Origin of the sequence: Devosia aurantiaca (genome assembly GCF_011058215.1) — a bacterium.
Classification (GTDB): domain Bacteria; phylum Pseudomonadota; class Alphaproteobacteria; order Rhizobiales; family Devosiaceae; genus Devosia; species Devosia aurantiaca.
Map to the genome: position 1 here is coordinate 267,156 of NZ_JAALFG010000004.1, position 23,984 is coordinate 291,139.

Below are 23,984 nucleotides of genomic sequence, written 5' to 3' on the forward strand. Positions count from 1 at the left end.
GCGTAAATCCATGTCCGCCAATCATTCTCTCATGGCCGCCGGCCTCGACCTCGGCTATGGCGACCGCCAGATCGTTTCCGCGCTCGATCTCTCCGTGCCCGCCGGCAAGCTCACCGTCATCGTCGGCGCCAATGCCTGCGGCAAGTCCACGCTCCTCCGCGGCCTCGCGCGCCTGCTGACGCCCAGCCGCGGCGCCGTCTACCTCGATGGCAAGCCCATCCACCAGATGCGCACACGCGATGTCGCGACTATTTTAGGCGTCCTGCCGCAATCGCCCATCGCGCCGGACGCCATCACCGTCACCGATCTCGTCGGCCGCGGCCGCTACCCGCATCAGGGCTGGTTTCGCCGCTGGACCCCGAGGACGACCAGGCCGTCGCTGAAGCCCTCGCCGCCACCGACACCGCCGATCTCGCCGATCGCCCCGTCGACGAACTCTCCGGCGGCCAGCGCCAGCGCGTCTGGATCGCCATGGCGCTCGCCCAGCAAACCGACCTCCTGCTGCTCGACGAACCCACCACCTTCCTCGACATCAACCACCAGGTCGAAGTCCTCGATCTCCTCACCGATCTCGTCAAGGAACGCGGCCGCACCATCGTCGTCGTCCTCCACGACCTCAACCTCGCCTGCCGCTATGCCGACCACATCGTCGCCATGAAATCCGGCCAGATCGTCGCCGAAGGCCGCCCCGTCAACGTCGTCACCGAAGCTGTCGTAAAATCCGTCTTCGGCATGACCTCCCGCGTCGTCGTCGATCCGATCTCCAACACCCCCATGATCGTCCCCATCGGCCGCCACCATGTGGAAAAGCAGCTGGCCTAATTTGCGCGAATGTCTCGGCTCCATTCCATCCCTCCCCTAGAGGGGGAGGGTAGCGCAGCTTAGCCGCTAGGCTTAGCGCAGCTGGGTGGGGTGGAGCCCAGCACTCCACTCCCGCGACCCCACCCTCATTCCCTCCCCCTCAAGGGGAGGGAGGCGCATGGGCCAATCCACAGCTCGCTACAAAGCTATCATTGACTCTAGAGAACAGAAAAGAACAAATAGAGAACACATTCGCGAGGACACCATGCCCGCAACCATCCTTCACGCCGACCTCGACGCCTTCTACGCATCCGTCGAGCAATTGCTGAACCCGGACCTGCGCGGCAAACCCATTGCTGTCGGCGGCGGCGTCGTCCTCGCCGCTTCCTACGAAGCCAAGGCCTTTGGCGTGCATGGTGGCATGTCCGGCCGCAAGGCGCGCGAACTCTGCCCGCAAATTATCTTCACCGGCGGCAATTTTGCCGAATACCAGCGCCTCGGCGACGCCGCCATCGCCGTCCTCCACGACTTTACCCCCGCCGTCGAGCGCATTTCCATCGACGAGGCCTTTGCCGACGTCGCTGGCTGCACCCATCTTTTCGGCTCGCCCGAAGCCATCGCCGCTACCATCCGCCGCCGCGTCCGCGAAGAGCTCGGCCTCCCTATCTCCGTCGGCGTCGCCGGCACCAAGCAACTCGCCAAGATCGCCTCCCAGGTCGCCAAGCCCGACGGCCTCGTTCATGTCGCGCCCGGCACGGAAATGGATTTTTTTGCGCGACCTGCCGGTCGGGCTCATGTGGGGCGTCGGTCCGGTCACCGAACGCAAGCTTAAGGAAGAGGGGATCGAAACCATCGGCCAGCTTGCCGCCACCCCTGGCCGCTCGCTGCGAGGCCTTCTGGGCGACGCCGTCGGCGACAAGCTCGCCGATCTTGCCAGCAATCGCGACAGCCGCAAGATCGTGACCCACAAGCGCGCCCGCTCTGCCGGCGCCCAGTCCGCGCTTGGCCATAAACCGGCTACCGAAGCCACGATCAAGCCGACGCTGCGGCATCTCGCCGATCGCGTCACCTCGCGCCTTCGCGCCAAGGCCCTGGCGGGCCGCACCATCACCATCCGCGTCCGCTTTGCGGACATGCGCGCCGTCACCCGCTCCATGACCCTCGATGCGCCGATTTCCGCCACTGTCATGGTCGCCGAGATCGCCGAAGAACTGGTGCGCGCCGCGCTCGCCGATCACCCACGCGAACGCTTCATCTCGCTTTTGGCCGTGTCCGTCTCGCATATCGACGACCAGCCCCACATCCAGCTCGAACTGCCGCTCGGCCTGCCGGACGAAAAACGCCGCCCCGGTGCCCGGCAGGGCGCTGCCCGCTGGTCAGCCGATCGCGCCATGGACAAGGCGCGTACCCGCTTCGGGCGCGACAGCATCGGCTATGCCGTGACCCAGCTTGAAAAACGGAAGTCCGTCCCCGACGCCTTCCGCGAACTTGCAGAAAAAGACCTAGGCCACTGAATCCATTGCCGTGAGTGCCGCCGGCTCCACCACACGCAGCGGAAATCGCAGCGTAAAGGTCGAGCCGACCCCTTCGGCGCTCCGCACCTCGACCTTGCCGCCATGCAGCGCCATGATCTGCGACACGAAATTGAGCCCGATCCCGGTGCCCGGCAGCCCCTCGGCCGTCCGCGCCCTGAAAAATCGCTCGGTGACGAAGCCGATCTCGTCGCTCGGAATGCCGACGCCCCGATCTTCGACGCTGATCAGCACATCGCCGCCCTGCCGCTCGCCGCGCACCTCCACAGGCGCGTCACCCGGGGAATATTTGAGCGCATTGGAAACAAGGTTTTGCACCGCTTGCTCAAGCAGCGTCGTGTCCGCCTGAACGAGCTTGGGCAAATTGCCGATATCGAGCTCGATCCGCCGCTGATCCTCGTCCGGCTGGTTGTCGACGACGTTTGCGACCAGCGCCGGAAGATTGCATGGCCGGGCCTGGAAGCTGATCTCGCCCTGTTCAAGCCGCGCCGCGTTGAGCGTTGATTCCATCAGCCGCGTCAGCCGCAAACAGGCATTGCGGATCTTGCCGATCCGCGTTCTCAACTCGTCCGGTGTCATCTCCATGCCGCGCCGCAACATGCGCTGCGCGCTCGAATCGATGATCGATAGCGGCGTCCGGAACTGGTGCGACACCACTGAGGTGAAAGCGCGGTGGAGGCGCGAGACTTCCCGCTCATGCGCCAGCGCTGCCTCGGCGCGCATGGCCGTTCGCAGGCCGCGCACCAGCAAAATGGCGACAACCACGACCGCTACCAGCGTTGCCAGGAGAAAGCCCAGGATTTCGAACAGGATCTGCTGCCGTCCGGCGCGCACCGCTTCCTGCCGATCCCGCCCGTCCAGCATGCCGGCATTGGCAAAGTCGCGCATGGTTGAGGCGATGGACCGCGCCATTTCGTGCAAGGCAAGGACACCGTCCGTGTCCGCGGGCGTAAGGTTTGCGAGGATCGGCCGCTCCGCTTCGAGAAGGGGACGCAGGTTGGCAATTTCGTCGTCATAGCCCATGGCCGCGACACGCGCCGTCATCTGCCCTTCTTCGAAAAGCTTGATGCGGCTGTCGAGCAGATCGAACCGCAACTGCAATTCGTCCCGCGCCACGCGTCCAGCCTCGAACAGCAGCGCCGTATCGGCAAGCCGCATGGCCTCATACTGGCCCTGGCTCGAAAACCAGATCACGCCCTCGGCGGGTTCGCCGCGCAGGCGGCTTTCGTTGAGCGCCAGCCGCGTCACCGCGGTCAGCAGCAAAACAAACAACATCGTCAGGGCAAGCGCCGCGACCAGGAAGGGCCGCGAGCGCCAGGGCCGCGCGGTCATTTCACGTCGAGCGCCTTGAGCTGCCACACCCAGCGGTCATGGAGGCGCCGGTCCTGCAAGGCCGGTTCATCGTCGCGCGGATAGATGATCCAGATCGGACCCTTGTCGCTGACCTGCATTTCCTCGCCATTGACCTTGGTCGCCAGCAAGACGTCATAGTTCTGGAAATCGCTCATCGGCACTTCAACCGTATAGTCGTTGAGCGCGGAAGCAAAAACGCTTTCCCCCGTCGCCCCGACGCGCTCCAGCACCGTGCGGCCAAGCACGCCTTCGAAGGTCTGCACGCCATCGGTCCAGGGCGTCGTCGTCTTGATTTCGACCACGCCAAGCCCTTCCAGCATCTCGCGATCGAAGGCCGCGCCGCCATCGCTATTGCTGACCGCGACCGCACCGGTAACGGCCAGGATCACAGGACCGGTAGGCGCCGGCAAAGCCTCCTGCGCCCAAATCGGTGAAAACGAAAACAGCAGTGCAGAAACAACCAAGGCGCCGCGCGCAAGTGCCGACATAGCCAGTCCCCGTGACTATTGTTGAGTGTCGGTCTTTATCTACTTCGACCCTGAACAGCGTGCATCAAAAATTTGCATCTGGCGGCACGCCCCAATGCTCGGGAAGTGAATCGATCTCTGAAGTTTTGGTGCTAAACACTTTTGCCATCAGCACAGAGCCCACCCATGTTGCCGCACCAGCGCGTCTATTTTCTGCAATTCGTCTTTGCTTTGGCCATGGGCGCGCTACTGTCGCGATTGCCAGATCTGCAAACTGAATTTGCCCTGACGGAAGGGCAGGTGGGTCTTCTCCTCATCACCATGTCCTGCGGCGTCCTTGTCGGCCTCACTTTCCTGGGCCGCACCGTCGAGCGCTTCGGCGCCCGCACCACGGCCTTCGTCACCATCTTCGCCGCGTCGCTGCTTTACGCTCTGGTGCCCTGGATGCCCTCGGCTCCCTTCGCTGCGCCGCTCATGTTCATCGCGGGCGTCCTGGCCGGGGCACTCGAGATCAATGCCAATGTCGAAGCCGACCGGCACGAGGCACTGCTCGGCCGCCGCATCATGAGTCGCGTCCACGGCATGTGGAGCCTGGGCTTCTTCGTCACCGCCCTGGTCGCTGCCGTGCTCCGCCAGGCCGGCATATCCGTCGAGCTCCACATGGCCGCTGTCCTTGCCGTGGTGGTCGTCTCGGGCACGATCGTCTTCTTGCCCATGCGCACCGCACCGAAACGCAATAATGGCGTCGAGGGCGAACAGCCACCTTTCGCCTTTCCCACAATCGGCATGCTACCGCCGTGCCTCCTCGGCGCCGCCCCGCTCTGGGTCGAGGGCGCAGGCGTCGATTGGTCGGCCATCTACATGCGCGATGCCTTCGATGTTCAGCCGCTGATCGGCGGTCTCAGCGTCACGCTTTTTTCTCTCGCCATCGCAGTAGGCCGCCTCGGCATGGACCCGGTCGTCGACCGCTTCGGCCCGCGTCCCGTTGCCACCGTGCTCCTTTCCATGGCCATCGCCGGCCTGGTCATGGTTGCAACCGCACCAAGCCCGATTCTCGCGCTGCTCGGCTTCACCCTCGCCGGCATCGGTTGCTCCTCAGTCTACCCGCTGGCCATCTCCGCCGCCGCGCGCCGCACCGATCGTCCTGCAGCCGTAAACGTTGCCGCGCTGAGCCAGACGACCTTCGTCGTTTTCTTCGCCGGCCCGCCGCTTCTCGGCTTCATCGCCGAACACATCGGCATCCGCTTTTCTTATTGGGTCATCGTTCCAGTGCTGCTCGCAGCCCTGCTGGTCACGCCCGCGCTCGCCAAGAACCCGGCCAAATGAAAGGCCCGCACTATCGACCGCCTTCGCGTGAACGACGAACTCAAACCGCGCACAAACCGCGGTCAAACCATAAATAACAGGGAGGAAAGTGGTACGCCCTAGGGGAATCGAACCCCTCTCTGCACCGTGAGAGGGTGCCGTCCTGACCGATAGACGAAGGGCGCGTAACCGCCGCCTTTGTACCGTCTCCGCCTCGCACACGCAAGGGGAGGGTGGTACGCCCTAGGGGAATCGAACCCCTCTCTGCACCGTGAAAGGGTGCCGTCCTAACCGATAGACGAAGGGCGCATCAGCGCGATGGCCGTCGTATAAGGGGGCGATTTGTTTGCGCAACCCCATTTCGCATTGATCCTGTGAGGATTTTTTCTGGCCCCCGAAAAGAAGGAAGTTTTCAACAGCCCGAGAAGGTGACGGGCCGGCGATAGCCGCGTGGACGGTCGCGAATATCCACATGAATGAAGCTGCGACCCGGATAGCAGCCGAGACCGCCAACGCTGTCGAGGCTCATTGCGAAGGCGATCAACTGCTCCTTGGGTACGCCGGGAATGTAGAAATCCGCCGCCATGCACTTGGTGTGGTAGGAATTGTCCGCGCCGCCGGCCGCCGCATTGTGCTGCCCATCGCGATAGCCCGAATTCATCACCACCTTCTTGCCGAACTTGCCCTCGAACTCCCAGATCACGAAGCGCAGCTTGGGCGAGATGCAGAAAGCGTTGACCTCTTTGGAGCTCACATAGGTCCCCCAGTCCTGCCGCATGCCGGAATAGCCCGAGCCGCTGCCGCTGGCGAACATCGCCATCGGTACGCAACCGGCCAGCATTAGTGCGGTGGCAAGAACGGCAGCAAGGCTGCGGAGGGGACGAAACATCGCGACTCTCCCGAGCACTGTCGCCGTTCGGCAACAAGCAATGGGTCATGGGGAACAGTCGCTAAAATACGATCGGTTTCGCTAACCCCCAGCTAAGAGGGAGGGTTAGCGCCCGGTTAATCCTGAGTTGGTCCCACCGACTCAGAAGCAGCTCCTCCCCCCTCCTAAAGGGGGAGGCCGGGTGGGGGTCCTCTACGATCACCAAACCCCAGTATTCGCCATCGACTTCCATGGCTCCTGCGGATCCATATGCCCTTCCTGGATCAGCTCGATCGAAATCCCGTCCGGCGAGCGCACGAAAGCCATATGCCCGTCGCGCGGCGGCCGGTTGATGACTACGCCCATGTCCTGCAGATGCTGGCAAAGCGCGTAAATGTCCTTGGTCCGGTAGGCGAGATGCCCGAAATTGCGCCCGCCAGTATATTCTTCCGGATCCCAGTTATAGGTCAGCTCCACTTCGCCGCCTGTATCGCCCGGTGCCGCAAGGAAAATCAGGGTGAAGCGGCCCTTTTCGTTTTCGGTGCGGCGCACCTCTTCGAGCCCCAGCCCCGCGCAATAAAACCGCAGGCTTTCCTCGACATTGCTGACGCGCACCATCGTGTGCAGATACTTCATTTGGCTTCTCCGGCAGTTGTTCTGGCCTCCGGCTAACAGGCCAATCGGGGCGCCGCAATGACGCGCAAGGCCGCGTTGGATAAAATCGCAAGATCTTCTTAACTTTTGAGCCTGAATCGGACAGACTGATTTGATCTTGTGTGGCGTACCCCGCGCGCGGCGGGCGAGTGAAAAGGCGTAAAGTCATGGGGGCCAAGGTCAGTGGCGAGGGCGAAATGCCCGCCGACCTGTCTGAAACCGGTTCGATCCGTCCGGCCGACTCCCCGGAGGGCCACGCCGAGCCCGACACTATTGAAGTGACCGGCACCATCAAATGGTTCGATGCCGGCAAGGGTTTTGGCTTCATCGTCCCTGACAACGGCATGGCCGATGTCCTTCTTCACGTCACCTGCCTTCGCCGCGATGGCTACCAGACTGCCTATGAAGGCGCCCGCATCGTCGTCGAGGCGCTGAACCGCCCCGGCGGACTTCAAGCCTTCCGCATCGTCTCGATGGACGATTCGACCGCCCGCCATCCCTCGCAGATGCCCGCCCCGCGCACCCATGTCGTGGTCGAGCCGAGCTCGGGCATGGTTCGGCTCGAGGTCAAATGGTTCAACCGCATTCGCGGCTTCGGCTTCCTGTCGGCCGGGGAGGGAACTCCCGACATCTTCGTCCATATGGAAACGCTCCGCCGTTTCGGCATCACGGAATTGCGTCCGGGCCAGTTCGTTCTGGTGCGCTATGGTGAGGGCCCCAAGGGCCTTATGGTCGCCGAAATCCGGCCGGAAGGCTGGGGCGACGCGCCGTCGTCGCACTAGGGCAGGGGTCAGAGGTCACATTTCGTGTTTGATGTTATCGCCGAACAAGCCAAACCGCGCCCGCTGCGCACCCTCGTTGCTGCCGGTGCAGCGCTTCTGATCAGCCTTCCGCTCGCCGCCTGCAGCGCCGAAGACACGCTAGTCATCCACTCGGAAAACGGCGATCACAGCTTCAAGGTCGAGGTCGTCGATACGCCCGAAACCCGTGCCAAGGGCCTGATGTATGTTCAGGAATTGGCCGACGACGCCGGCATGCTGTTTGATTTCAAGGAGAGCCGCCCGGTCTCCTTCTGGATGATGAACACCTATATCCCCCTCGACATGCTCTTCATCGAGGCCGACGGTACCGTTCTCAACATCCACAGCAACGCCCGCCCGCACGACCGCACCTCCATCCCCTCCGATGGCCCGGTCCAATACGTCCTGGAAATCCCCGGCGGCGTCGCAACCAAGCTCGGCATCGAAGCCGGCGACACGGTGGAGCACGAAAGAATAGCGCAGTAGGTCGCCCTGACTCGGTCCCACCTTCCCCTCAGAGGGGAAGGCAAGCAGAGCTTGGCGACGAAGGAGCCTAGCGCCGCTCGGAAGGGGGTAGCTTCTCTTCTCGATAGCCTACAGCCGCGCGACCACCATGCAGTCGATCACTGCCCATAGGTGCAGGCTCGCGCCCGCCACGACGAATACGTGCCACAGCGCATTCTGAAACCGCAGCTTTTCCCAAACGTGGAAGACGATCCCCGCCGAATAGGTCACGCCGCCAGCCAGCAGCAGCCACAGCGTCGTCGGCGGCAAAGTCTCGCCAAGTGATTGGAAAACCAGCACGCCGCTCCAGCCGATGATGAGGTAAAGCGCGATCGCGATCCGCCCGAAACGATGCGGCACGACGAGCTTGAGCGTAATGCCGATCAGCGACATCCCCCACACGAAGCTCATCATGATGACGCCCACCGGCGTCCCACCCATCACCGCAAGGAATGGCGTGTAAGTACCCGCGATAAAAAGGAAAATCGCGGCCTGATCGAGCCGCGCCAGATACATCTTGATCGGCGAAACCGGCCACATGTTGAAGGCAAACGACACACCCAGCACGACAACCAGCGTTGAGACATAAACCAACAGTGCCGGAAAGAACTCGGGCGCCGTGTGAAGGAAGGCGTAGGTCAAAAGAATCGAGCCGGCCGCGACCGCGACGATCAATCCCAGGATATGAACGACGGCGTCCGCGATGATCTCGGCTGGTGTGCAGGGGCGATGCTCGCGGCTCCACCAGGATCGGTCGGCGGCAGTCGTCTCGTTCATGGCCCCTCCTTCTCCGCATCCTGCGGCGTGGACCTGAGCCAAACATCCTTTCTGCGCCACAAGTTCCTTGCTGCGACACCGACGTCGCAGAAATCCGGTGAAGAAGCCTTATTTGCTGACGCTCGACGCTTGACCTGTAACCCTGCCGTTACTCTAAAACAGACCTATGTCTCGCAAAGCCAAGCCGCCGATCGCAATCTATTCCGCCCTTGCCGACGCCACGCGCTGCCGCATCGTCGAGATCCTGCGATCCGGCTCGGTCCCCGTGCATGAGCTCGCCGATGCCTTTTCGATAAGCCGGCCTGCCATCTCGCGCCACCTGCGCGTCATGAAAGAGGCTGGCCTCGTCGTCGAAGTCAAAAAAGGGCGCGAGAACCTTTACGCTTTGAAGCTCGAAAAGCTGGGCAAAGCCACCGCCTGGATCGACACCATGGCGACCGCTCCCGCCAAGCCCGAACCAGGCAAGGCGAAAGCCAAAGCTTCAGAACCTGCAAAGCTTGCTCCGACCCCGCTCCCGGAGCTCTTCCCCAAAGCCAAGCGCCCCGACACCCCCACCGGCATCAACCAGATGGGCTTCGACTTCTAGCAAAAGTTGGCTTGAGCCTCGTCTAGAGCAAAGGCGCGGGCAGGGGGTCGATCAGCCAGTGGCGCAGATCTTCGCCGAAGGTCGTGCGCACCGCGCGCTCGAAGTCTGCGGGTGTCCACATGATCTGGCTCGGGCTTAGCCGAGCCTCGACCGCGCCCAGCGCGGCTCGCGGGCCGAGGGCCACCGGACGAATCGTGCGTCCCAGCTTGGCCGAAGCCGCTAGTGCGGCTGTGATATCCTTGCGCTGGTCGCCGATATACCAGATCACGTCATTGCGCCGAAGCTCGCGGCCGATCCCCGAAAGCGCAGCGCAGATCGAGTCCGGCCAAGGCTTGCCGCGCGACACGTCTTCTCGAAACACTGCCGTGCTGAAGTAACGGCTAAGCCCAAAGGCTTCGAGCACATCGTGCCCATAGCCGCGGCCCAGCCCATTGCTGACGACGCCGAGCGTCACACCCTCAGCCCGCAGCCGCTCCAGGACGTTGCGCATGGTTTCGCAGGGCACCAGCATCTGCTCGACGCTCTTGCGGCGAACCTTGTGGATAGCCTTATGCACAAAGAGCTTGGGTGTCTTCTGGGGCTGCGTAGCGGCACGTCGCGCCAGGCGAAACCTCGCCACAAGACGGCCGGCGCGGTGCGAACAATCGTCCAGCACTTCAAGCATCTGCAGCACGCGCGGATTGACGTGGTGCACCAATGTTCCATCGAGATCAAACAACACGATGGTCGGTCGGATCGCAGCTTCAGCCAGCGGAACAGCCCCCAGTTCAGATCGGTAACGTGCCTGAATCGGCACCTCAGCACAACCCGGCCGCAATCACTGTCCCGGCACAACGACAGTCAGCACTAGACAAAGTTGGAAATTACAACATTGACAAGCTGGGCATTGAGGCTAAGCTCATGGTCATCTTGATCGCGCCCTGAGGAGGCGCGCGATGCGGGGGAGCAATATGCGACTGGCAAGTCGCTGTCGTCGATTGGGAGGAACGTCGATGAACGGTATCAGCAGAAGAGCATTCATCGCTGCATCGGCAGCAGCATTCGGTAGCGCAGCCTTGTTGCCGCGCTGGGCCTTGGCACAGGAAACCGGCGAGTCGGCCTTCCTTCAGTCGGAAGTCGATGCCGGCAACCTGCCGCCGGTTGCCGACCGCCTGCCGACCAATCCGCTTGTGATTACGCCGCTCGAACGTCCCGGCACCCAGGGCGGCGATTGGCGCCATGCGCTCGTCGGTGGCGGTTCGCTCTCCATGCTGGTGCGCTATCAGGGTTATGAGCCGCTCGTGCGCTTCGACCCCGAATGGAGCGGCGTTATCCCCAACGTCGCCGAGAGCTACGAGGTCAACGCCGACGCCACCGAATATACGATCAAGCTGCGCGAGGGCCATAAGTGGTCCGATGGCCAGCCCTATACCACGGCCGATATCCAGTTCTGGTACGACGCCTATTTCAACGACGAAGAGACAAATCTGGGCAGCCAGCCCTTCCTCGAAGTCGATGGTGCCAAGGCCGAACTCGAGGTCATCGACGAGACGACCTTCAAGCTCAAGTTCGCCGGCCCGAACGGCTTCGTCATGCAGCAGCTGGCCTGGGCCCAGCAGGATCAGCTGACTCGGGCGCCTAAGCATTACCTCGAAAAATTCCACATCCGCTATAATCCCGACGCCGATGCGCTGGCCAAGGAGCAGGGGGTCGAAAGCTGGATCGCCTTGTTCCAGCGAGAGATCGGCTTCCAGGACGACAATACCTTCTTCCAGAACGCCAATCGTCCGACCCTCAACGCCTGGGTCTTCACCTCGGGCGCGCCGGGCCAGAACACCGAACAGGCGATCGCCACCCGCAATCCGTACTATTTCAAGGTCGATACCCAAGGCACCCAACTGCCCTATTTCGACCGCGTCGTTTACCAGATGGTCGCCGATCCCGAAGTCCTGCTGCTGAAAACGCTGCAGGGCGAGATCGACATGATGGATCAGTACATCGCAACGCCCGCCAACCGGCCGACGCTTTACGATGGCATGCAGACCGGCGATTACCAATTTTACACGCTGCGCGAAACGGCGGCCAACGTCATGGCCTTCCAGCTCAATCTCAATCATGTCGACGAGACCAAGCGCGCGCTCTTCAACACGATCGAATTCCGTCAGGCGCTGTCGCTAGCCGTCGACCGCCAAGCGCTATCGATCGACGCGGTGTTTATCGGCCAGGGCTCTCCAGCGCAGCCCTCGATCATCGAAAGCGATCCGCTCTACAATGAGCGGCTGGCCAAGCAATTCACTGAATACGATCCGACGACCGCCAACACCATGCTTGACGCCATCGCACCCGATCGTGACGGCGAAGGTTATCGCCTGGACTCGCAGGGCCGCCGCATCTCGATCATCTTCGAGATCGACCAGACCCGTACCACCTTCCTCGACATGTTCGAGCTTGCCATCCCCATGTTCCAGGCGGTCGGCATCGATGTGCAGATGCGCACCATGGATCGCTCGCTCTGGGAAGAACGCGTTCGCCGTGGCCGTGAATATGACGCCACGGCCCACCAGTTCGGCGCCAATTCCGGCATCGCCGCCATGCTCGACGCCCGCTTCTTCGTGCCGACCAATTCCAACTGCTTCTATGCCCCGGGCTGGTCGCTCTACTACACCCAGCCGGACAATCCGGCCGCCATCGAGCCGCCTGATGACGTCAAGGCACAGCAGGAACTCTATCGCGACCTGACCGGCACCGCCGATCCGGCGCAGCAGAGCACCATCATGGCGCAGATCCTCGAAAACGCGGCCGATCTGTTCTTTACCTTCGGCGTCAGCCTGCCGGCCGATGGCTATGGCATCGTCAAGAACCAGATGGTCAACGTGATGGACACCATGCCCAATTCCTTTGGCTGGCCTACACCCGGCCCGGCGCGCCCGGAACAGTTCTTCAAGTCCTGAGCCCCACCGGCGATGTGGCGGTGATACAAGCCACATCCACGCTTCGACTGCAGAGCTTCAGACGCCGACCCCTGGCCGGCGTCCCAGATCACTCATGCCTGGATTACCGTCATGCTCCACACCGACGTCAAACGCTCCGACAACCTCCGCACCCCGGACTGGTACAAGTCCGCGACCCGCTGGACGCAGCTGACGCTGGTGGACGATGACCCGATCCGCTTCGATCCCGACTTCTGGATCGACATTTTCAAGCGAACTCATTCCAATGCGACCTGCCTCAGCGCCGGCGGCTACATGGCGTTCTATCCCAGCAAGATCGAGCACCATTACGTCAGCAAGTTCCTGGGCGACACCGACCCGTTCGGTCGGCTCGTGGAAGGCGCGCGCTCGCTCGGCATGCATGTCATGGCCCGCGTCGATCCCCACGCCATCCATCAGGACGCCGCCGACGTACACCCCGAATGGGTCATGGTCGACAGCGGCGGCAACAAGATGCGGCACTGGGCCTTCCCCGACGTCTGGGTGACCTGCGCCTATTCGGACTACAACTTCAAGTTCATGCCGCAGATCCTGCGCGAGATCACCGCCAACTACGACATCGACGCGATCTTCGCCAACCGCTGGCAAGGCCACGGCATCTGCTATTGCGAAAGCTGCAAGACCAACTTCAAGGCGGCCTCGGGCCACGATATCCCGCTCAAGGCCAGCGTCGAAGACCCTTCCTGGATGGCCTGGAACGAGTGGCGTCGCCAGCTCCTGACACGGCTCGTCGTCGAGTGGGACGGCGTCATGAAGGCTATCAAGCCCCATACCAGCTTCATCCCCAATATGGGCGGCGTGTCGCTGATGGATTTCGACACCGAGATCATCGAGAAATACTGCCCCTTCCTTTGCGTCGACGACCAGGGCCGCCGCGGTGCCGAGCCGGTCTGGATGGCCGGACGCAACGGCAAGCGCATGCGCGCCACCTTTCCCGATCGCCCGGCGGTGCTGATCACCTCGATCGGCCCCGAAGAGGTTTATCGCTGGAAGGACAGCGTCACGCTGGCGCCCGAAATCGAAGCCTGGACCAATAGTGGCACGACGCAGGGCATGCTGCCCTGGTTCACCAAGTTCAACGGCGTCGTTTCCGACCAGCGCTGGGTCCAGCCCATCATCGACACCTTCACCCTGCACGAACAGCTCGAGCCGCTTTCGAGCGCGACCACCCCGCACGCCGAGATCGCCATTCTCGACCCCACCACGACCCTGCGCCATCAGGACATGTGGACGCGCAAGGAGGCCGAGGCGCACGAACTCGGCTTCTACCATGCGCTGGTGGAAGCGCGGGTGCCGTTCGAGCTGGTCTCCGACGCCAACATGACCGCCGAGCGGCTCGACCGCTTTAAGGTGCTGGTCCTTTGCAACTCCACCTGCCTTTCCGACGAGCAGGCTGAACTCCTCAAAGCCTATGTGGCGCGCGGCGGCTCGCTGGTCGCCGCCTATGAAACCGGCACCCGCAACGCCGACAATTCGCGCCGCGAAACCCCGTCCTCGCCGACCTCCTCGGCTACACGCTGACCCAGCCGGTCCGCGGCCCGATCAACAACACCTATGTCTCGGTCAACGGCGATCACCCGATCAATCGCGGCTTCGAGGGCGCGGCCCGCATCATCGGCGGAACCCATCTCTTGGGCGTCGACGCCCATGACAGCACCGAGCAGCCCTTCCTCTTCGTCCCGCAATTCCCCGACCTGCCGATGGAAGAGGTCTATCCGCGCGAAGCGCCGCGCGGCGGCGCCGTCATCGCCCGCAGCCATCAAGGCGGCGGACGCACCGTCTTCATCCCCTGGAACATCGGCGCGACCTTCTGGCAGGTGCTGGCCGGCGACCACGGCAAGCTCATTGCCAATTGCGTCGACTGGGCTCTCGGCAAGCGTCGCGACGTCGAGATCGAGGGCAGGGGCGTGGTCGATCTAGCGCTTCGTCAGGGCGACGGCACCACCGTCCTCCTCATCAACAACCTCACCAACCCGATGATGATGAAGGGCCCGATCCGCGAAGTCTTCCCGATTGGGCCGCTGACCGTCTCGCTGGCGGTCGCGCAAGGCAAGACGCCCGATCAGGTCCGCCTCGGATCAACGGGAGAAAACCTCGATTTCGAGGTCGCGGACGGCCGTGTTCGTGTCAAGCTCGCAGAACTCGCCACGCTGGACGCCATCCAGGTGGACTGGCGCTAGGGCGGAGCAGGAGGCAGGCTGATGCCACAATACATTCTGAAGCGCGTCCTCTACATGATCCCGACCCTGTTCGGGCTGTCGCTGATTGCCTTCATGATCATCCAGTTGCCGCCGGGCGACTACGTCACCTCGATGATTGCCTCGATGCAGGACTCGGGCGCCAATGTCGATCCGCGCCAGGTTGAACGTCTGCGCGAAATCTACGGCTTCAACGACCCGATCTGGCTGCAATATCTCAAATGGATCGGCGGCATCCTAACCCGCGGCGATTTCGGTTATTCCTTCGAATGGAACCGCCCGGTCGCCGACCTGATCTGGGAGCGCATGGGGTCGACCCTCGCCATTTCTGTCGCCGCACTGCTCTTCGTTTGGGCCGTCGCGCTTCCCATCGGCATCTATTCGGCCGTTCGCCGTCACTCGGTCGGCGATTACGTCTTCACCTTCATCGGCTTCATCGGCCTGGCCGTGCCCAATTTTATCCTGGCGCTGGCGCTGATGTATATGAGCTACCGCTACTTCGGCCAAAGCGTCGGCGGCCTTTTCTCGCCCGAATATGTCGACGCGCCCTGGAGCTGGGGCAAGTTCGTCGACCTCCTGGCCCATCTCTGGATCCCGATCATCGTCATCGGCACGTCCGGCACCGCTGCCATGATCCGCGTCATCCGCGCTAATCTCAGCGATGAATTGCGCAAGCCCTATGTTATCACCGCCAAGGCCAAGGGCCTGCCCGAGCACAAGGTGGTCATCAAGTATCCCCTTCGCATCGCGCTCAACCCCTTCGTGTCGGCCATCGGCTGGGTTCTGCCCGAGCTCGTCTCCGGCGTCACCATCACCGCCATCGTGCTCAATCTGCCCACCGCCGGGCCGCTCCTGCTGCGCGCCCTGATCAGCCAGGACATGTATCTGGCCGGCAGCTTCATCCTCCTCATGGGCGTGCTCACGCTTGTCGGCATGCTGATCTCCGATCTGCTGCTCGCCCTCCTCGATCCTCGAATTCGGTTCACCTGATGACAGCCCATACCTTCATCGATGGCGCACCCGAGACAGGGCCAGCCGTCACCCCGATCAAGCCCAGGCACCAAACGGCCCATGTCGAGGTCGCCGGGCAGTGGACGCTGATCTGGCACAAGTTCGCCCGCAACAAGCTGGCTCTGGCTTCCGGCATCGTTATCATCGTCATGGCGCTGATTGGCCTCTTCGCCGAGTTTCTGGCTCCCGCTTTGCCTGACGCATCGCGTCCGCAATTCACCAACGCACCGCCTCAGCAGCTGCGGTTCTTCGTCACCAATGAGGATGGCACGAGCTCGTTTCAGCCGCACGTGACCGGCTACACGATGGAAGTCGATCAGGCTTCGCTCCGTCGCACCTATGTGGCCGATGAAAGCGTCGTCGTGCCGGTCGGCTTCTTCGTGCAGGGTCCTGCCTACAAGATGTGGGGCTTTATCCCGACCGATCGCCACCTACTCGGGCCGATCAACGCCAGCGACACCATGTACCTGCTCGGAACCGACCGTCTCGGCCGCGATCTCCTGAGTCGGGTGATCTATGGCACCCGCATCTCCATGTCGATCGGCCTCCTCGGCGTCATCATCAGCCTCTGCCTCGGCGTGACCCTGGGGTCGCTGGCCGGCTTTTACGGCGGCATCGTCGACACGCTGATCGCCCGCGTCATCGAGGTCATTTCCTCAATGCCCACCATTCCCTTGTGGCTTGGGCTTGCCGCAGCCATCCCGCTCACATGGTCACCGCTCACCGTCTATTTCGTCATTACCTTGATCGTGTCACTGTTCGGCTGGACCGGTCTCGCCAGAGAAGTTCGCGGTCGGTTCTATTCGCTCCGCGGCGAGGACTTCGTCACTGCTGCAAAGCTCGACGGCTCGAGCGAGCGCCGCGTCATCTTCCGCCACATCCTGCCATCGCTGACCAGCCACATCCTCGCCGTCGTGACCCTCGCCTTGCCGACCATGATCGTGGCTGAAACGGCGCTGAGCTTCCTCGGCATCGGCCTTAAGGCGCCGATCGTTTCCTGGGGCGTGCTGCTGCAGGAAGCGCAGAACGTGCGCACCATTGCCAATGCGCCTTGGCAGCTCGTCTGGCCCGCAGGCGCCGTGGTGATCACCGTGCTCGCCTACAACTTCCTGGGGGACGGCATGCGCGACGCCGCTGATCCCTATGAAAGCTGACACTATGACCAAACCCGATCTGGGCACCGAAGGCGAGACCCGGGACGATGTCGCGCTCAGCGTCGAGAACCTGAGCCTCGACTTCAAGCTGCGCACCGAAATCCTTCACGCCGCTCGCGATGTGAGCTTCAAGCTACGCCGCGGCAAGACCCTATGCCTCGTCGGCGAAAGCGGTTCGGGCAAGAGCGTCACCGCGCGTGCCCTGATGCGCATCATCGACAGCAACGGCATCATCGCCAATGGCCGCATCCTCCTCGATGATCCCAAGGGCAAGATCGACATCGCCCAGCTCGATGAGCGCAGCAAGGACTTGCTGGCCATCCGCGGCGGCCGCATCGGCCTGATCTTCCAGGAGCCGATGAGCTCGCTCTCCCCAGTGCATACCATCGGGTCGCAGATCATCGAGGCACTGCGCCTCCACCGCAATATGAGCAAGGCCGAAGCGCGCGCCGAAACAATCGAGCTCTTGCGTCAGGTTGAAATCCCCAACCCCGACAAGATGATCGATCGCTATACGTTCGAATTCTCGGGCGGCATGCGGCAGCGCGCCATGATCGCCATGGCACTCTCGGCCAATCCGGAAATCCTTATAGCCGACGAGCCCACCACCGCGCTCGACGTTACCACCCAGGCGGAAATCCTCGACCTCATCAAGCGGCTGCAAGTCAGCCGCGGCATGGCCATGCTGCTGATTACCCATGACATGGGCGTCGTCGCCGAAGTCGCCGACGAAGTGGCGGTCATGCATTACGGCCGCATCGTTGAATTCGGCAGCGTCGACGACATCTTCTATGAGCCCAAGCACGACTATACCAAGCGGCTGCTCAATTCGACGGTCAAGCTCGAGCAGAACCGCCGGTCCACCAAACGCGACAGCGAGGTCGGCACCGGCAAGGTCATCCTATCCGCCAGGAACCTCTCCAAGCTTTACGGTGCATCGACAGCCTGGTTCGGTGGCAGCACCCACGCCATCAAGGCCGTCGATGATGTGAGCTTCGATCTCCATGCCGGAGAAAACCTCGGCATCGTGGGCGAGAGCGGCTCGGGCAAGACCACTCTCGGCCGCATGCTGCTGCGCATCATCGAACCAACGTCAGGCTCTGTGATGTTCAACGGCGACAATGGTCCGCTGGACGTGACCAAGCTCAGCAAGCGCCAGTTGCGCGACTATTACAGCGAAGTGCGGCTGGTGTTTCAGGACCCCTTTGCCTCCCTCAACCCGCGCATGACCGTCCGCGACATCGTCGGCGATCCGCTGCGGGTCACCAAGAAAATCGGGGGCAAGGCGCTCGACGATCGCGTCTGCGAACTGCTCTCGCTCGTCGGCCTCGACCCGTCGACACGCGAGCGCTACCCGCACGCCTTTTCCGGCGGCCAACGCCAGCGCATCGGCATCGCCCGCTCCTTGGCGCTCGATCCCAAGATCATCATCGCCGACGAGGCGACAGCCGCGCTCGACGTTTCCATTCGCTCGCAGGTGCTCGATCTCCTGCTCGATATTCAGAAGCGCCTGGGCCTGAGCTTTGTCTTCATCTCGCACGATATTTCGGTGGTTCGCTACTTCTGCGATCGCGTCGGCGTCATGCATCGCGGCAAGCTCGTCGAAATCGGACCGACCGAAGAAATCTGCACCGCGCCGAAGCAGCTTTACACGCAGAGCCTGATCTCTGCCGTTCCCAACCCCGATCCCCGCAACAAGCGCATGCTGCACCGCACGCGCTTCAAGGATTGAAAGAAGTCCCGTGCCTAAGTTTGCAGCCAACCTCTCGTTTCTCTACCAGGATCTGCCGTTCCTCGATCGCTTCGCTCAAGCGGCCAAGGACGGGTTCGGCGCGGTGGAATATGTTTCGCCCTACGAGTTCGACAAAGCCGAAGTCGCCGATACTCTCAAGCAAGCGGGCATCGTCCAGGCCCTTTTCAACCTGCCCGCTGGCAACTGGGGGGCCGGCGAGCGTGGCATCGGCTGTCTGCCCGATCGCGTGGAGGAATTCCGGCAGGGCGTCGACAAAGCCATCGACTATGCCCGTGAGCTCGACTGCAAGACAGTCAATTGCCTGGCCGGCCTCGCACCTGACGGTTCCAACAGCGCAGCGCTCGACCGGACGCTGATCGACAATCTTAACTACGCCGCACCCCGCCTTGCGGATGCCGGCATCGACCTCGTGATCGAGCCGATCAACCGCCGCGACATGCCGACCTTTCACCTCGCGACTACGGATCATGCCGAAGCCATCATGGCCGAGGTCACCTCGCCCAACCTCAAGATCCAGTACGATTTCTACCACATGCAGATCATGCAGGGTGACCTCGTCCCGACCTTCGAGCGGCTGCTGGACCGCATCGGCCATGTACAGATCGCCGACAATCCGGGCCGCAACGAGCCCGGCACCGGCGAGATCAACTACAACTTCATCTTCGCCGCTCTCGATCGCCTTGGTTACTCGGGCTGGGTCGGCTGCGAATACAAGCCCAGCGCCGGCACCTCAGAGGGCCTTGGCTGGATGAACCCATACCGCAAGGAGCGCTGAGCCATGAAAATAGGTTTTATCGGACTGGGCGTCATGGGGCGCCCGATGGCTGGCCACCTGATCGCTGCCGGACATGACGTCGCCATCAATCGCGTCAAACCGGTGTCGCAATTTCTGGTAGAGCAGGGGGCCAAGGCCGCCGAAAGCGCGCAGGCCGCCGTCACCGACGCCGAAGTCGTCATCCTCATGCTGCCCGATACGCCGGACGTCGAGAACATTCTCTTCGGCAAGGACGGCATCGTCGACGCCCTCAGGCCCGGGACCCTCGTCATCGACATGAGCTCGATCTCCCCGGTCGCCACCAAGGAGTTTGCTGAAAAGGTAAAAGCCAAAGGCTGCGACTATCTCGACGCGCCCGTTTCCGGCGGCGAGGTCGGCGCCAAGAATGCTGCATTGACCATCATGGTCGGCGGCAGCGAAGAAGCCTTCGCCCGCGCGCTACCGCTCTTCGAAAAGATGGGCAAGAACATCAACCGCGTCGGCGAGGTCGGCGATGGCCAGACGGCAAAGGTCGCCAATCAGATCATCGTCGGCCTCACCATCCAGGCGGTCGCCGAAGCCCTGCTCTTCGCCAAGAAGGCCGGCGCGGATCCGAGCAAAGTTCGCGAAGCGCTGATGGGCGGCTTTGCCGCGTCGCGCATCCTCGAAGTGCATGGCGACCGCATGAACAAGCGTACCTTCGATCCCGGCTTCCGCTTGCGCCTTCACCGTAAGGATCTGACGCTGGCGCTCGACGCCGCGCGAAGCCTCGATCTCGCGCTGCCCAACACCGCCTCGACCGCCCAATTGATGTCCGCCGCGCTGGCGCAGGGCGATGGCGACAAGGATCATTCCGGCCTGATCCGCACGCTCGAGACGCTTTCAGCCACCAGCTGACATCGCTCGCCCTTTGACAATTCATTGATGGCGTCCCGGACGCCATGCGCTCGCACTTTATCTGGAGTCCGCCATGCCGCTCGATCGTTTGCCCAAAGTGCCCTATGGCGCCGTCTACTTCCGCAAGTCCAATCCTCCCAAGGAAGACTGGGCGCGGGACTATGGCGTCGCGGCAGAAGACGGGCTCAACGTCTTCCGCCACTGGTTCATGTGGTCGGCCATCGAGCGCGCACCGGGCAAGTATGACTGGGACGATTTCGACCGCCAACTCGATCTGGCTGCCGAAAACGGCCTCGTGACCGTGGTCGCCGAAATGACCTCCACCACCCCCGATTGGGCCTATCGGAAATTTCCCCAGGCTCGCCAGCTTCGAGCCGACGGAACCGAGCTACGGGTAGGCATGGGCCCCAGCGCATCGGTCGGCGGTTTCTCCCACAACAGCCGGCACCGGCGCGCTGACCTACAACTGCCCCGAGGTCAAGCAAGCGGTCGGCGCCTTCCTCACCGCGATGGCCCAGCGCTACAAAGGCCATCCGGGCCTCCTCGGCTATGACATCTGGAACGAGGTCAACTACGCTGCCGACATCGACTTCAACGAGTTCACCAAGGCCGCCTATCGCAAGTGGCTCGAGGAGAAATATGGCGATCTCGAAACCCTGAGCCAGGCCTGGTACCGCTATTCCTACGCCGAATGGGACGACATCGAGCCCCCGCACGAGGTTGTGCCCTATGCCGAAAACCTCGATTGGCTCGAATTCAAGCGCCAGCATTACTATGCCGACATGCAGTGGAAGATCGACACCATCCGCGCCGTCGACCAGGACTGCCTGATCGCCGCCCACGGCGTCGCCGGCGCCATCCAGCATATGACCTCCTTCGGCAGCGACGACTGGCTGGCCGCCTCAAAAGTTGAGCTTTATGGCCTCACCTGGGTGCCGAGCCGCCGCGGCTTCAAGCCCTGGCAGAACTTCTTCGGCCCCGATCTCACCCGCTCCGCGGCGCGCGGCAAGAAGTGGTGGCATGCCGAACGTCCCGGTGGCCCGCTCTGGCTGCAGCCGCAGGTCCTCGGTCATGAAAAGGAAGACGGCCGCGTCATGGAGCCCGAGGATATCCGGCTCCTGACCATGACCTCCTTCTCCGCCGGCGCCAGCGGCGTCCTCAACCTCCGCTATCGGCCGCTGCTCGATGGCCCGCTCTTTGGCGCCTTCGGTTCATACGGCATGGACGGCAGCCGCACGCCGCGCTCCGACATGGCCAGCGCCATAGCCAAATGGGCCAATGACGATGCGCAAAAACCGCTCTTCGCCGCCAAGCCCGTCCAGGGCGATATCGGCATCCTCGTCATCCCCGAAGCGCAGGCCTGGGATTACCTCCTCAACCACAAGCACATGCCCGATACCTACAAGGACGCCATGTTCGGCGCCTATCGCGGCTTTTTCGACAACGGCATCCAGGCCGACTGGGTGCATATCGAGGACATCGCCAAATACAAGCGCCTCTATGCGCCCTATCCCATAAGCATGAAGGCCGAAACGGCCCAGGCGCTGGCCAAATGGGTGGAGCAGGGCGGCATTCTCATCTCCGAAGCCACGCCCGGCTATTTCGGCGACCGCGGCAAGGTCGGTACGGTGCAGCCCCATAACGGCCTCGACAAGGTCTTTGGCGTCCGCGAGGACGAGGTCGAGTTCATGCCCGATCTAGGCCACCTCATCTCCTTCGACTTCGGTGGCCTAACCGTCCGCGGCGGCGGCTTCCTCCAATCCTATCGCCTCGAAGGCGCCACCGAACGCGGACGCTTCGCCGATGGCCGGCTGGCCGTCGCCGAGCACAGCTACGGCTCGGGCAAGACCCTGCTTGTCGGCACCAATCCCGGCATCGCCTATTTCAAGAGCAGCGAAGAGGCCAACAAGGCCTATTTCAAAGCCGTGCTGGAATGGACCGGCACACGCCAACGCGTCTTCCTCTCCGACAATCGCCTCCAGGCCCGGCTGCACGAAGACGGCGGCCGCAAAACCCTTTGGGTGCTGAACCCGCTGCGCAAGGCAGTGTCCGTCGACGTATCGGTGGACGGAAGCGCCATCAGCGCGGCAAAAACATTCTGGGGCGAACCGGCCAGTGGCGGCAATATCTCGGTGCCGCCCCGCGATGTCGTCATCGTCGAACTGCAACGCTGACAAAATAGGGCGCGGCCTGAGAAAGCCGCGCCCCTCAAATCTCTGCCCAAGCTTTAGTGGGCGCGAGCGTCCCAGTGGCTGGTCGATTTGCGGCAGGCGAGCAGATGATAGCGCATCCTGTCGCGGGCCCGGTCGGGGTCGCCGGCAACGATTGCCTCGTAAACCGCGCGATGTTGCTCGTTGATCGCCGCCATCTTCTCGGCGGTGCGAAGCCCCGAAGTGGTGCGGGCCAGAAGCATGCCGCCGAAAATGCTTTCGCGAACGGCCGAGATGGCGCTCACATAAAAATCGTTGTGCGAGGCACGGGCGACGCAAAGGTGAAAATCGAAATCCTGCGTCAGCCCAGCATCCTTGCGCACGTCCACTTCTTCGAGCGTCCGCACCACATCGGCCAGGCGGATCAGGTCGTCGCCATTGCGGTGTCGCGCCGCGGCGGCCGCAGCCTCGCCCTCGATGCCGATGCGGAATTCGAAGCAGTACCGGCCTGAAGTCGGCCAATCCCCTGTGCTTAGAACCATGACGCTGCTCCTCCTCAGGCGTCGTGACAAAACGCGGTCAGCTTTCACCATTTTCATCTCGAATGGTAGATCGCTTTTCGCAAGACGCGACTTTGTTATCCCTTAAACATCCTGGCGCTGGCCCACTGCAGATGCTCCTTCATCGCAGCTCGCGCAGCACCATCGTCCCGCTTCGCGATGGCGGCATAGACTGCGCGGTGGTGCTTTCCGACCGTGCTTCGGAAATCGGCGCTATCGGCGGAAAAATTCCAGATCAGGCTCATTCCCATCATCATGTGCTCGCGCAGCGAACTCAGCGAGTTGATGAAAAACGGATTGCCCGTGGCCGCCGCAACGGCAAGGTGAAAGTCGAAATCGTCCTGGGGGCGGTCGGATAGGGGCTTCTTGTCATCTAACCGGGCGAGCACCGAAGCGATGGCGCCCAGCTGCGCTTCCGTTCGGTTCAAGGCCGCCGCAGCGGCGATCTCGCCTTCCATGCCTTCGCGGAACGAAGCAAAGGCGGTGATATCGGCAAAGCTCGAAATTGCTGGAAACGCGACCTGGCTCGGCGCGACGTCCCGTCCGTCGATCGGCTCGAGCACGAAGCTGCCGGAGCCTTGGCGAGACTGGATCAAACCATCGTCGCGCAACCGCGCCAGCGCCTGGCGAATGACGGGGCGCGACATGCCAAAGCGGCGAGCCAGTTCGGTTTCCGACGGTAGGCGGGAGCGGGGCGACCAGCTTCCGTCCTCGATCAGCGCCCGCATCTGCGTGCGTATGCGCCACCTCGGCCAGCCGTTGGCCTTGTTCGATCACGAAGGACGGACGCTCCTCAATCGCCATTGCGGTGACTTCCATGCCGGTGAGCCGAAACGATCCAAGCAGTCTACACCGCCGCAATTACAAGTGACAATAGGTTGTTTGTTTCGT

Annotated in this window: 20 protein-coding genes, 2 tRNA genes and 3 pseudogenes; 15 read left to right on the plus strand and 10 right to left on the minus strand. The window is 62.6% G+C overall.

The genetic code is table 11. From position 1 onward, the window contains the following. The first annotated feature begins 10 nt into the window (after positions 1–10). From G5575_RS16905 to G5575_RS22520, 3 genes and pseudogenes are all read left to right on the plus strand, one after another. A pseudogene (locus tag G5575_RS16905) lies at positions 11–822 on the plus strand (ABC transporter ATP-binding protein). A 244-nt stretch (positions 823–1,066) separates the two neighbouring features. After that, positions 1,067–1,633: a Y-family DNA polymerase gene (locus G5575_RS22515; RefSeq protein ID WP_235936098.1), complete on the plus strand. Its 567-nt coding sequence runs from the start codon at positions 1,067–1,069 to the stop codon at positions 1,631–1,633. Beyond that, on the plus strand, positions 1,572–2,315 hold the full coding sequence (locus G5575_RS22520) for a DinB/UmuC family translesion DNA polymerase (protein WP_235936099.1): 744 nt from the start codon (positions 1,572–1,574) through the stop codon (positions 2,313–2,315). Before G5575_RS22515 ends, G5575_RS22520 begins: the two co-directional genes overlap by 62 nt. Here G5575_RS22520 and G5575_RS16915 read toward each other — a convergent pair. Both G5575_RS16915 and G5575_RS16920 read right to left on the minus strand, forming a co-directional pair. Next, positions 2,304–3,665 carry a sensor histidine kinase gene (locus tag G5575_RS16915; RefSeq protein WP_164535339.1) on the minus strand — a complete coding sequence of 454 codons (1,362 nt, stop codon included), beginning with the start codon at positions 3,663–3,665 and terminating at the stop codon, positions 2,304–2,306. The genes G5575_RS22520 and G5575_RS16915 overlap by 12 nt on opposite strands. Next, the gene (locus tag G5575_RS16920; RefSeq protein WP_164535340.1) at positions 3,662–4,174 is read right to left on the minus strand and encodes a molybdopterin-dependent oxidoreductase; all 513 of its coding nucleotides are present in this window, start codon (positions 4,172–4,174) and stop codon (positions 3,662–3,664) included. Before G5575_RS16920 ends, G5575_RS16915 begins: the two co-directional genes overlap by 4 nt. Before the next feature lie 165 nt (positions 4,175–4,339). Here G5575_RS16920 and G5575_RS16925 point away from each other — a divergent pair, with 165 nt between their 5' ends. Then, positions 4,340–5,479, plus strand: a complete 1,140-nt coding sequence (locus G5575_RS16925; protein ID WP_164535341.1) for an MFS transporter — start codon at positions 4,340–4,342, stop codon at positions 5,477–5,479. Between the two features lie 89 nt (positions 5,480–5,568). Here G5575_RS16925 and G5575_RS16930 read toward each other — a convergent pair. The 4 genes from G5575_RS16930 to G5575_RS16945 form a co-directional block, all read right to left on the minus strand. Beyond that, positions 5,569–5,643 (minus strand) — tRNA-Glu (locus tag G5575_RS16930). A gap of 49 nt (positions 5,644–5,692) precedes the next feature. Continuing rightward, a tRNA-Glu gene (locus tag G5575_RS16935) sits at positions 5,693–5,767 on the minus strand. A 103-nt stretch (positions 5,768–5,870) separates the two neighbouring features. Next, a complete protein-coding gene (locus tag G5575_RS16940) occupies positions 5,871–6,347 on the minus strand; it encodes a YcbK family protein (RefSeq protein WP_164535342.1) in 477 nt (158 codons plus the stop codon). Between the two features lie 198 nt (positions 6,348–6,545). Then, positions 6,546–6,962, minus strand: a complete 417-nt coding sequence (locus tag G5575_RS16945) for a VOC family protein (protein ID WP_164535343.1) — start codon at positions 6,960–6,962, stop codon at positions 6,546–6,548. Between the two features lie 185 nt (positions 6,963–7,147). On the opposite strand from G5575_RS16945, the gene G5575_RS16950 reads away from it, so the two are divergent. Both G5575_RS16950 and G5575_RS16955 read left to right on the plus strand, forming a co-directional pair. Continuing rightward, positions 7,148–7,762 carry a cold-shock protein gene (locus tag G5575_RS16950; RefSeq protein WP_207633219.1) on the plus strand — a complete coding sequence of 205 codons (615 nt, stop codon included), beginning with the start codon at positions 7,148–7,150 and terminating at the stop codon, positions 7,760–7,762. A 24-nt stretch (positions 7,763–7,786) separates the two neighbouring features. After that, positions 7,787–8,266 carry a DUF192 domain-containing protein gene (locus G5575_RS16955; RefSeq protein ID WP_328766449.1) on the plus strand — a complete coding sequence of 160 codons (480 nt, stop codon included), beginning with the start codon at positions 7,787–7,789 and terminating at the stop codon, positions 8,264–8,266. A gap of 108 nt (positions 8,267–8,374) precedes the next feature. Here G5575_RS16955 and trhA read toward each other — a convergent pair whose 3' ends face one another. Then, positions 8,375–9,061: a PAQR family membrane homeostasis protein TrhA gene (trhA, locus tag G5575_RS16960; RefSeq protein ID WP_164535344.1), complete on the minus strand. Its 687-nt coding sequence runs from the start codon at positions 9,059–9,061 to the stop codon at positions 8,375–8,377. A 166-nt stretch (positions 9,062–9,227) separates the two neighbouring features. Between trhA and G5575_RS16965 the strand changes: the two genes are divergently transcribed. After that, a complete protein-coding gene (locus G5575_RS16965) occupies positions 9,228–9,647 on the plus strand; it encodes an ArsR/SmtB family transcription factor (protein WP_164535345.1) in 420 nt (139 codons plus the stop codon). Positions 9,648–9,669: 22 nt separating this feature from the next. Here the strand turns inward: G5575_RS16965 and G5575_RS16970 are convergent, their stop codons facing one another. Then, positions 9,670–10,365 (minus strand): HAD hydrolase-like protein, encoded by a 696-nt coding sequence (locus tag G5575_RS16970; RefSeq protein ID WP_164535346.1) that lies wholly within the window; start codon positions 10,363–10,365, stop codon positions 9,670–9,672. Between the two features lie 274 nt (positions 10,366–10,639). Here G5575_RS16970 and G5575_RS16975 point away from each other — a divergent pair, with 274 nt between their 5' ends. The 8 genes and pseudogenes from G5575_RS16975 to G5575_RS17010 all read left to right on the plus strand — a co-directional run bounded on the left by G5575_RS16975 (position 10,640) and on the right by G5575_RS17010 (position 22,557). Continuing rightward, positions 10,640–12,577, plus strand: coding sequence for an ABC transporter substrate-binding protein (locus G5575_RS16975; RefSeq protein ID WP_164535347.1), 1,938 nt, complete (start codon positions 10,640–10,642; stop codon positions 12,575–12,577). A gap of 111 nt (positions 12,578–12,688) precedes the next feature. Continuing rightward, positions 12,689–14,796: pseudogene (locus G5575_RS16980) on the plus strand (family 10 glycosylhydrolase). A gap of 21 nt (positions 14,797–14,817) precedes the next feature. Then, entirely contained in the window at positions 14,818–15,804 is a 987-nt protein-coding gene (locus G5575_RS16985) for an ABC transporter permease (RefSeq protein ID WP_164535348.1), read from the plus strand. Beyond that, positions 15,804–16,979 (plus strand): ABC transporter permease, encoded by a 1,176-nt coding sequence (locus G5575_RS16990; protein ID WP_164535349.1) that lies wholly within the window; start codon positions 15,804–15,806, stop codon positions 16,977–16,979. Before G5575_RS16985 ends, G5575_RS16990 begins: the two co-directional genes overlap by 1 nt. A gap of 4 nt (positions 16,980–16,983) precedes the next feature. Further along, positions 16,984–18,711: an ABC transporter ATP-binding protein gene (locus tag G5575_RS16995; RefSeq protein WP_164535350.1), complete on the plus strand. Its 1,728-nt coding sequence runs from the start codon at positions 16,984–16,986 to the stop codon at positions 18,709–18,711. Positions 18,712–18,721: 10 nt separating this feature from the next. After that, positions 18,722–19,507: a hydroxypyruvate isomerase gene (gene hyi, locus G5575_RS17000; RefSeq protein ID WP_164535351.1), complete on the plus strand. Its 786-nt coding sequence runs from the start codon at positions 18,722–18,724 to the stop codon at positions 19,505–19,507. Between the two features lie 3 nt (positions 19,508–19,510). Next, a complete protein-coding gene (locus G5575_RS17005) occupies positions 19,511–20,383 on the plus strand; it encodes a 2-hydroxy-3-oxopropionate reductase (RefSeq protein ID WP_164535352.1) in 873 nt (290 codons plus the stop codon). 73 nt (positions 20,384–20,456) lie between these two features. After that, positions 20,457–22,557, plus strand: a pseudogene (locus tag G5575_RS17010) (beta-galactosidase). A gap of 53 nt (positions 22,558–22,610) precedes the next feature. On the opposite strand, the gene G5575_RS17015 reads toward G5575_RS17010, so the two are convergent. Continuing rightward, a complete protein-coding gene (locus G5575_RS17015) occupies positions 22,611–23,075 on the minus strand; it encodes a FadR/GntR family transcriptional regulator (protein ID WP_164535353.1) in 465 nt (154 codons plus the stop codon). A 95-nt stretch (positions 23,076–23,170) separates the two neighbouring features. Continuing rightward, positions 23,171–23,833 (minus strand): FadR/GntR family transcriptional regulator, encoded by a 663-nt coding sequence (locus tag G5575_RS17020; RefSeq protein ID WP_328766489.1) that lies wholly within the window; start codon positions 23,831–23,833, stop codon positions 23,171–23,173. Between the last annotated feature and the right edge of the window lie 151 nt (positions 23,834–23,984).

Coding starts and splice junctions, on each gene's coding strand:
- G5575_RS16945 (WP_164535343.1), bottom strand. CDS start 6,962: ATGAAGTATCTGCACACGATGGTGCGCGTCAGCAATGTCGAGGAAAGC.
- G5575_RS16950 (WP_207633219.1), top strand. CDS start 7,148: ATGGGGGCCAAGGTCAGTGGCGAGGGCGAAATGCCCGCCGACCTGTCT.
- G5575_RS16985 (WP_164535348.1), top strand. CDS start 14,818: ATGCCACAATACATTCTGAAGCGCGTCCTCTACATGATCCCGACCCTG.
- G5575_RS16995 (WP_164535350.1), top strand. CDS start 16,984: ATGACCAAACCCGATCTGGGCACCGAAGGCGAGACCCGGGACGATGTC.
- G5575_RS16965 (WP_164535345.1), top strand. CDS start 9,228: ATGTCTCGCAAAGCCAAGCCGCCGATCGCAATCTATTCCGCCCTTGCC.
- G5575_RS16915 (WP_164535339.1), bottom strand. CDS start 3,665: ATGACCGCGCGGCCCTGGCGCTCGCGGCCCTTCCTGGTCGCGGCGCTT.
- G5575_RS16940 (WP_164535342.1), bottom strand. CDS start 6,347: ATGTTTCGTCCCCTCCGCAGCCTTGCTGCCGTTCTTGCCACCGCACTA.
- G5575_RS17015 (WP_164535353.1), bottom strand. CDS start 23,075: ATGGTTCTAAGCACAGGGGATTGGCCGACTTCAGGCCGGTACTGCTTC.
- G5575_RS16990 (WP_164535349.1), top strand. CDS start 15,804: ATGACAGCCCATACCTTCATCGATGGCGCACCCGAGACAGGGCCAGCC.
- G5575_RS16975 (WP_164535347.1), top strand. CDS start 10,640: ATGAACGGTATCAGCAGAAGAGCATTCATCGCTGCATCGGCAGCAGCA.
- G5575_RS17005 (WP_164535352.1), top strand. CDS start 19,511: ATGAAAATAGGTTTTATCGGACTGGGCGTCATGGGGCGCCCGATGGCT.
- trhA (WP_164535344.1), bottom strand. CDS start 9,061: ATGAACGAGACGACTGCCGCCGACCGATCCTGGTGGAGCCGCGAGCAT.
- G5575_RS16920 (WP_164535340.1), bottom strand. CDS start 4,174: ATGTCGGCACTTGCGCGCGGCGCCTTGGTTGTTTCTGCACTGCTGTTT.
- G5575_RS16925 (WP_164535341.1), top strand. CDS start 4,340: ATGTTGCCGCACCAGCGCGTCTATTTTCTGCAATTCGTCTTTGCTTTG.
- G5575_RS22515 (WP_235936098.1), top strand. CDS start 1,067: ATGCCCGCAACCATCCTTCACGCCGACCTCGACGCCTTCTACGCATCC.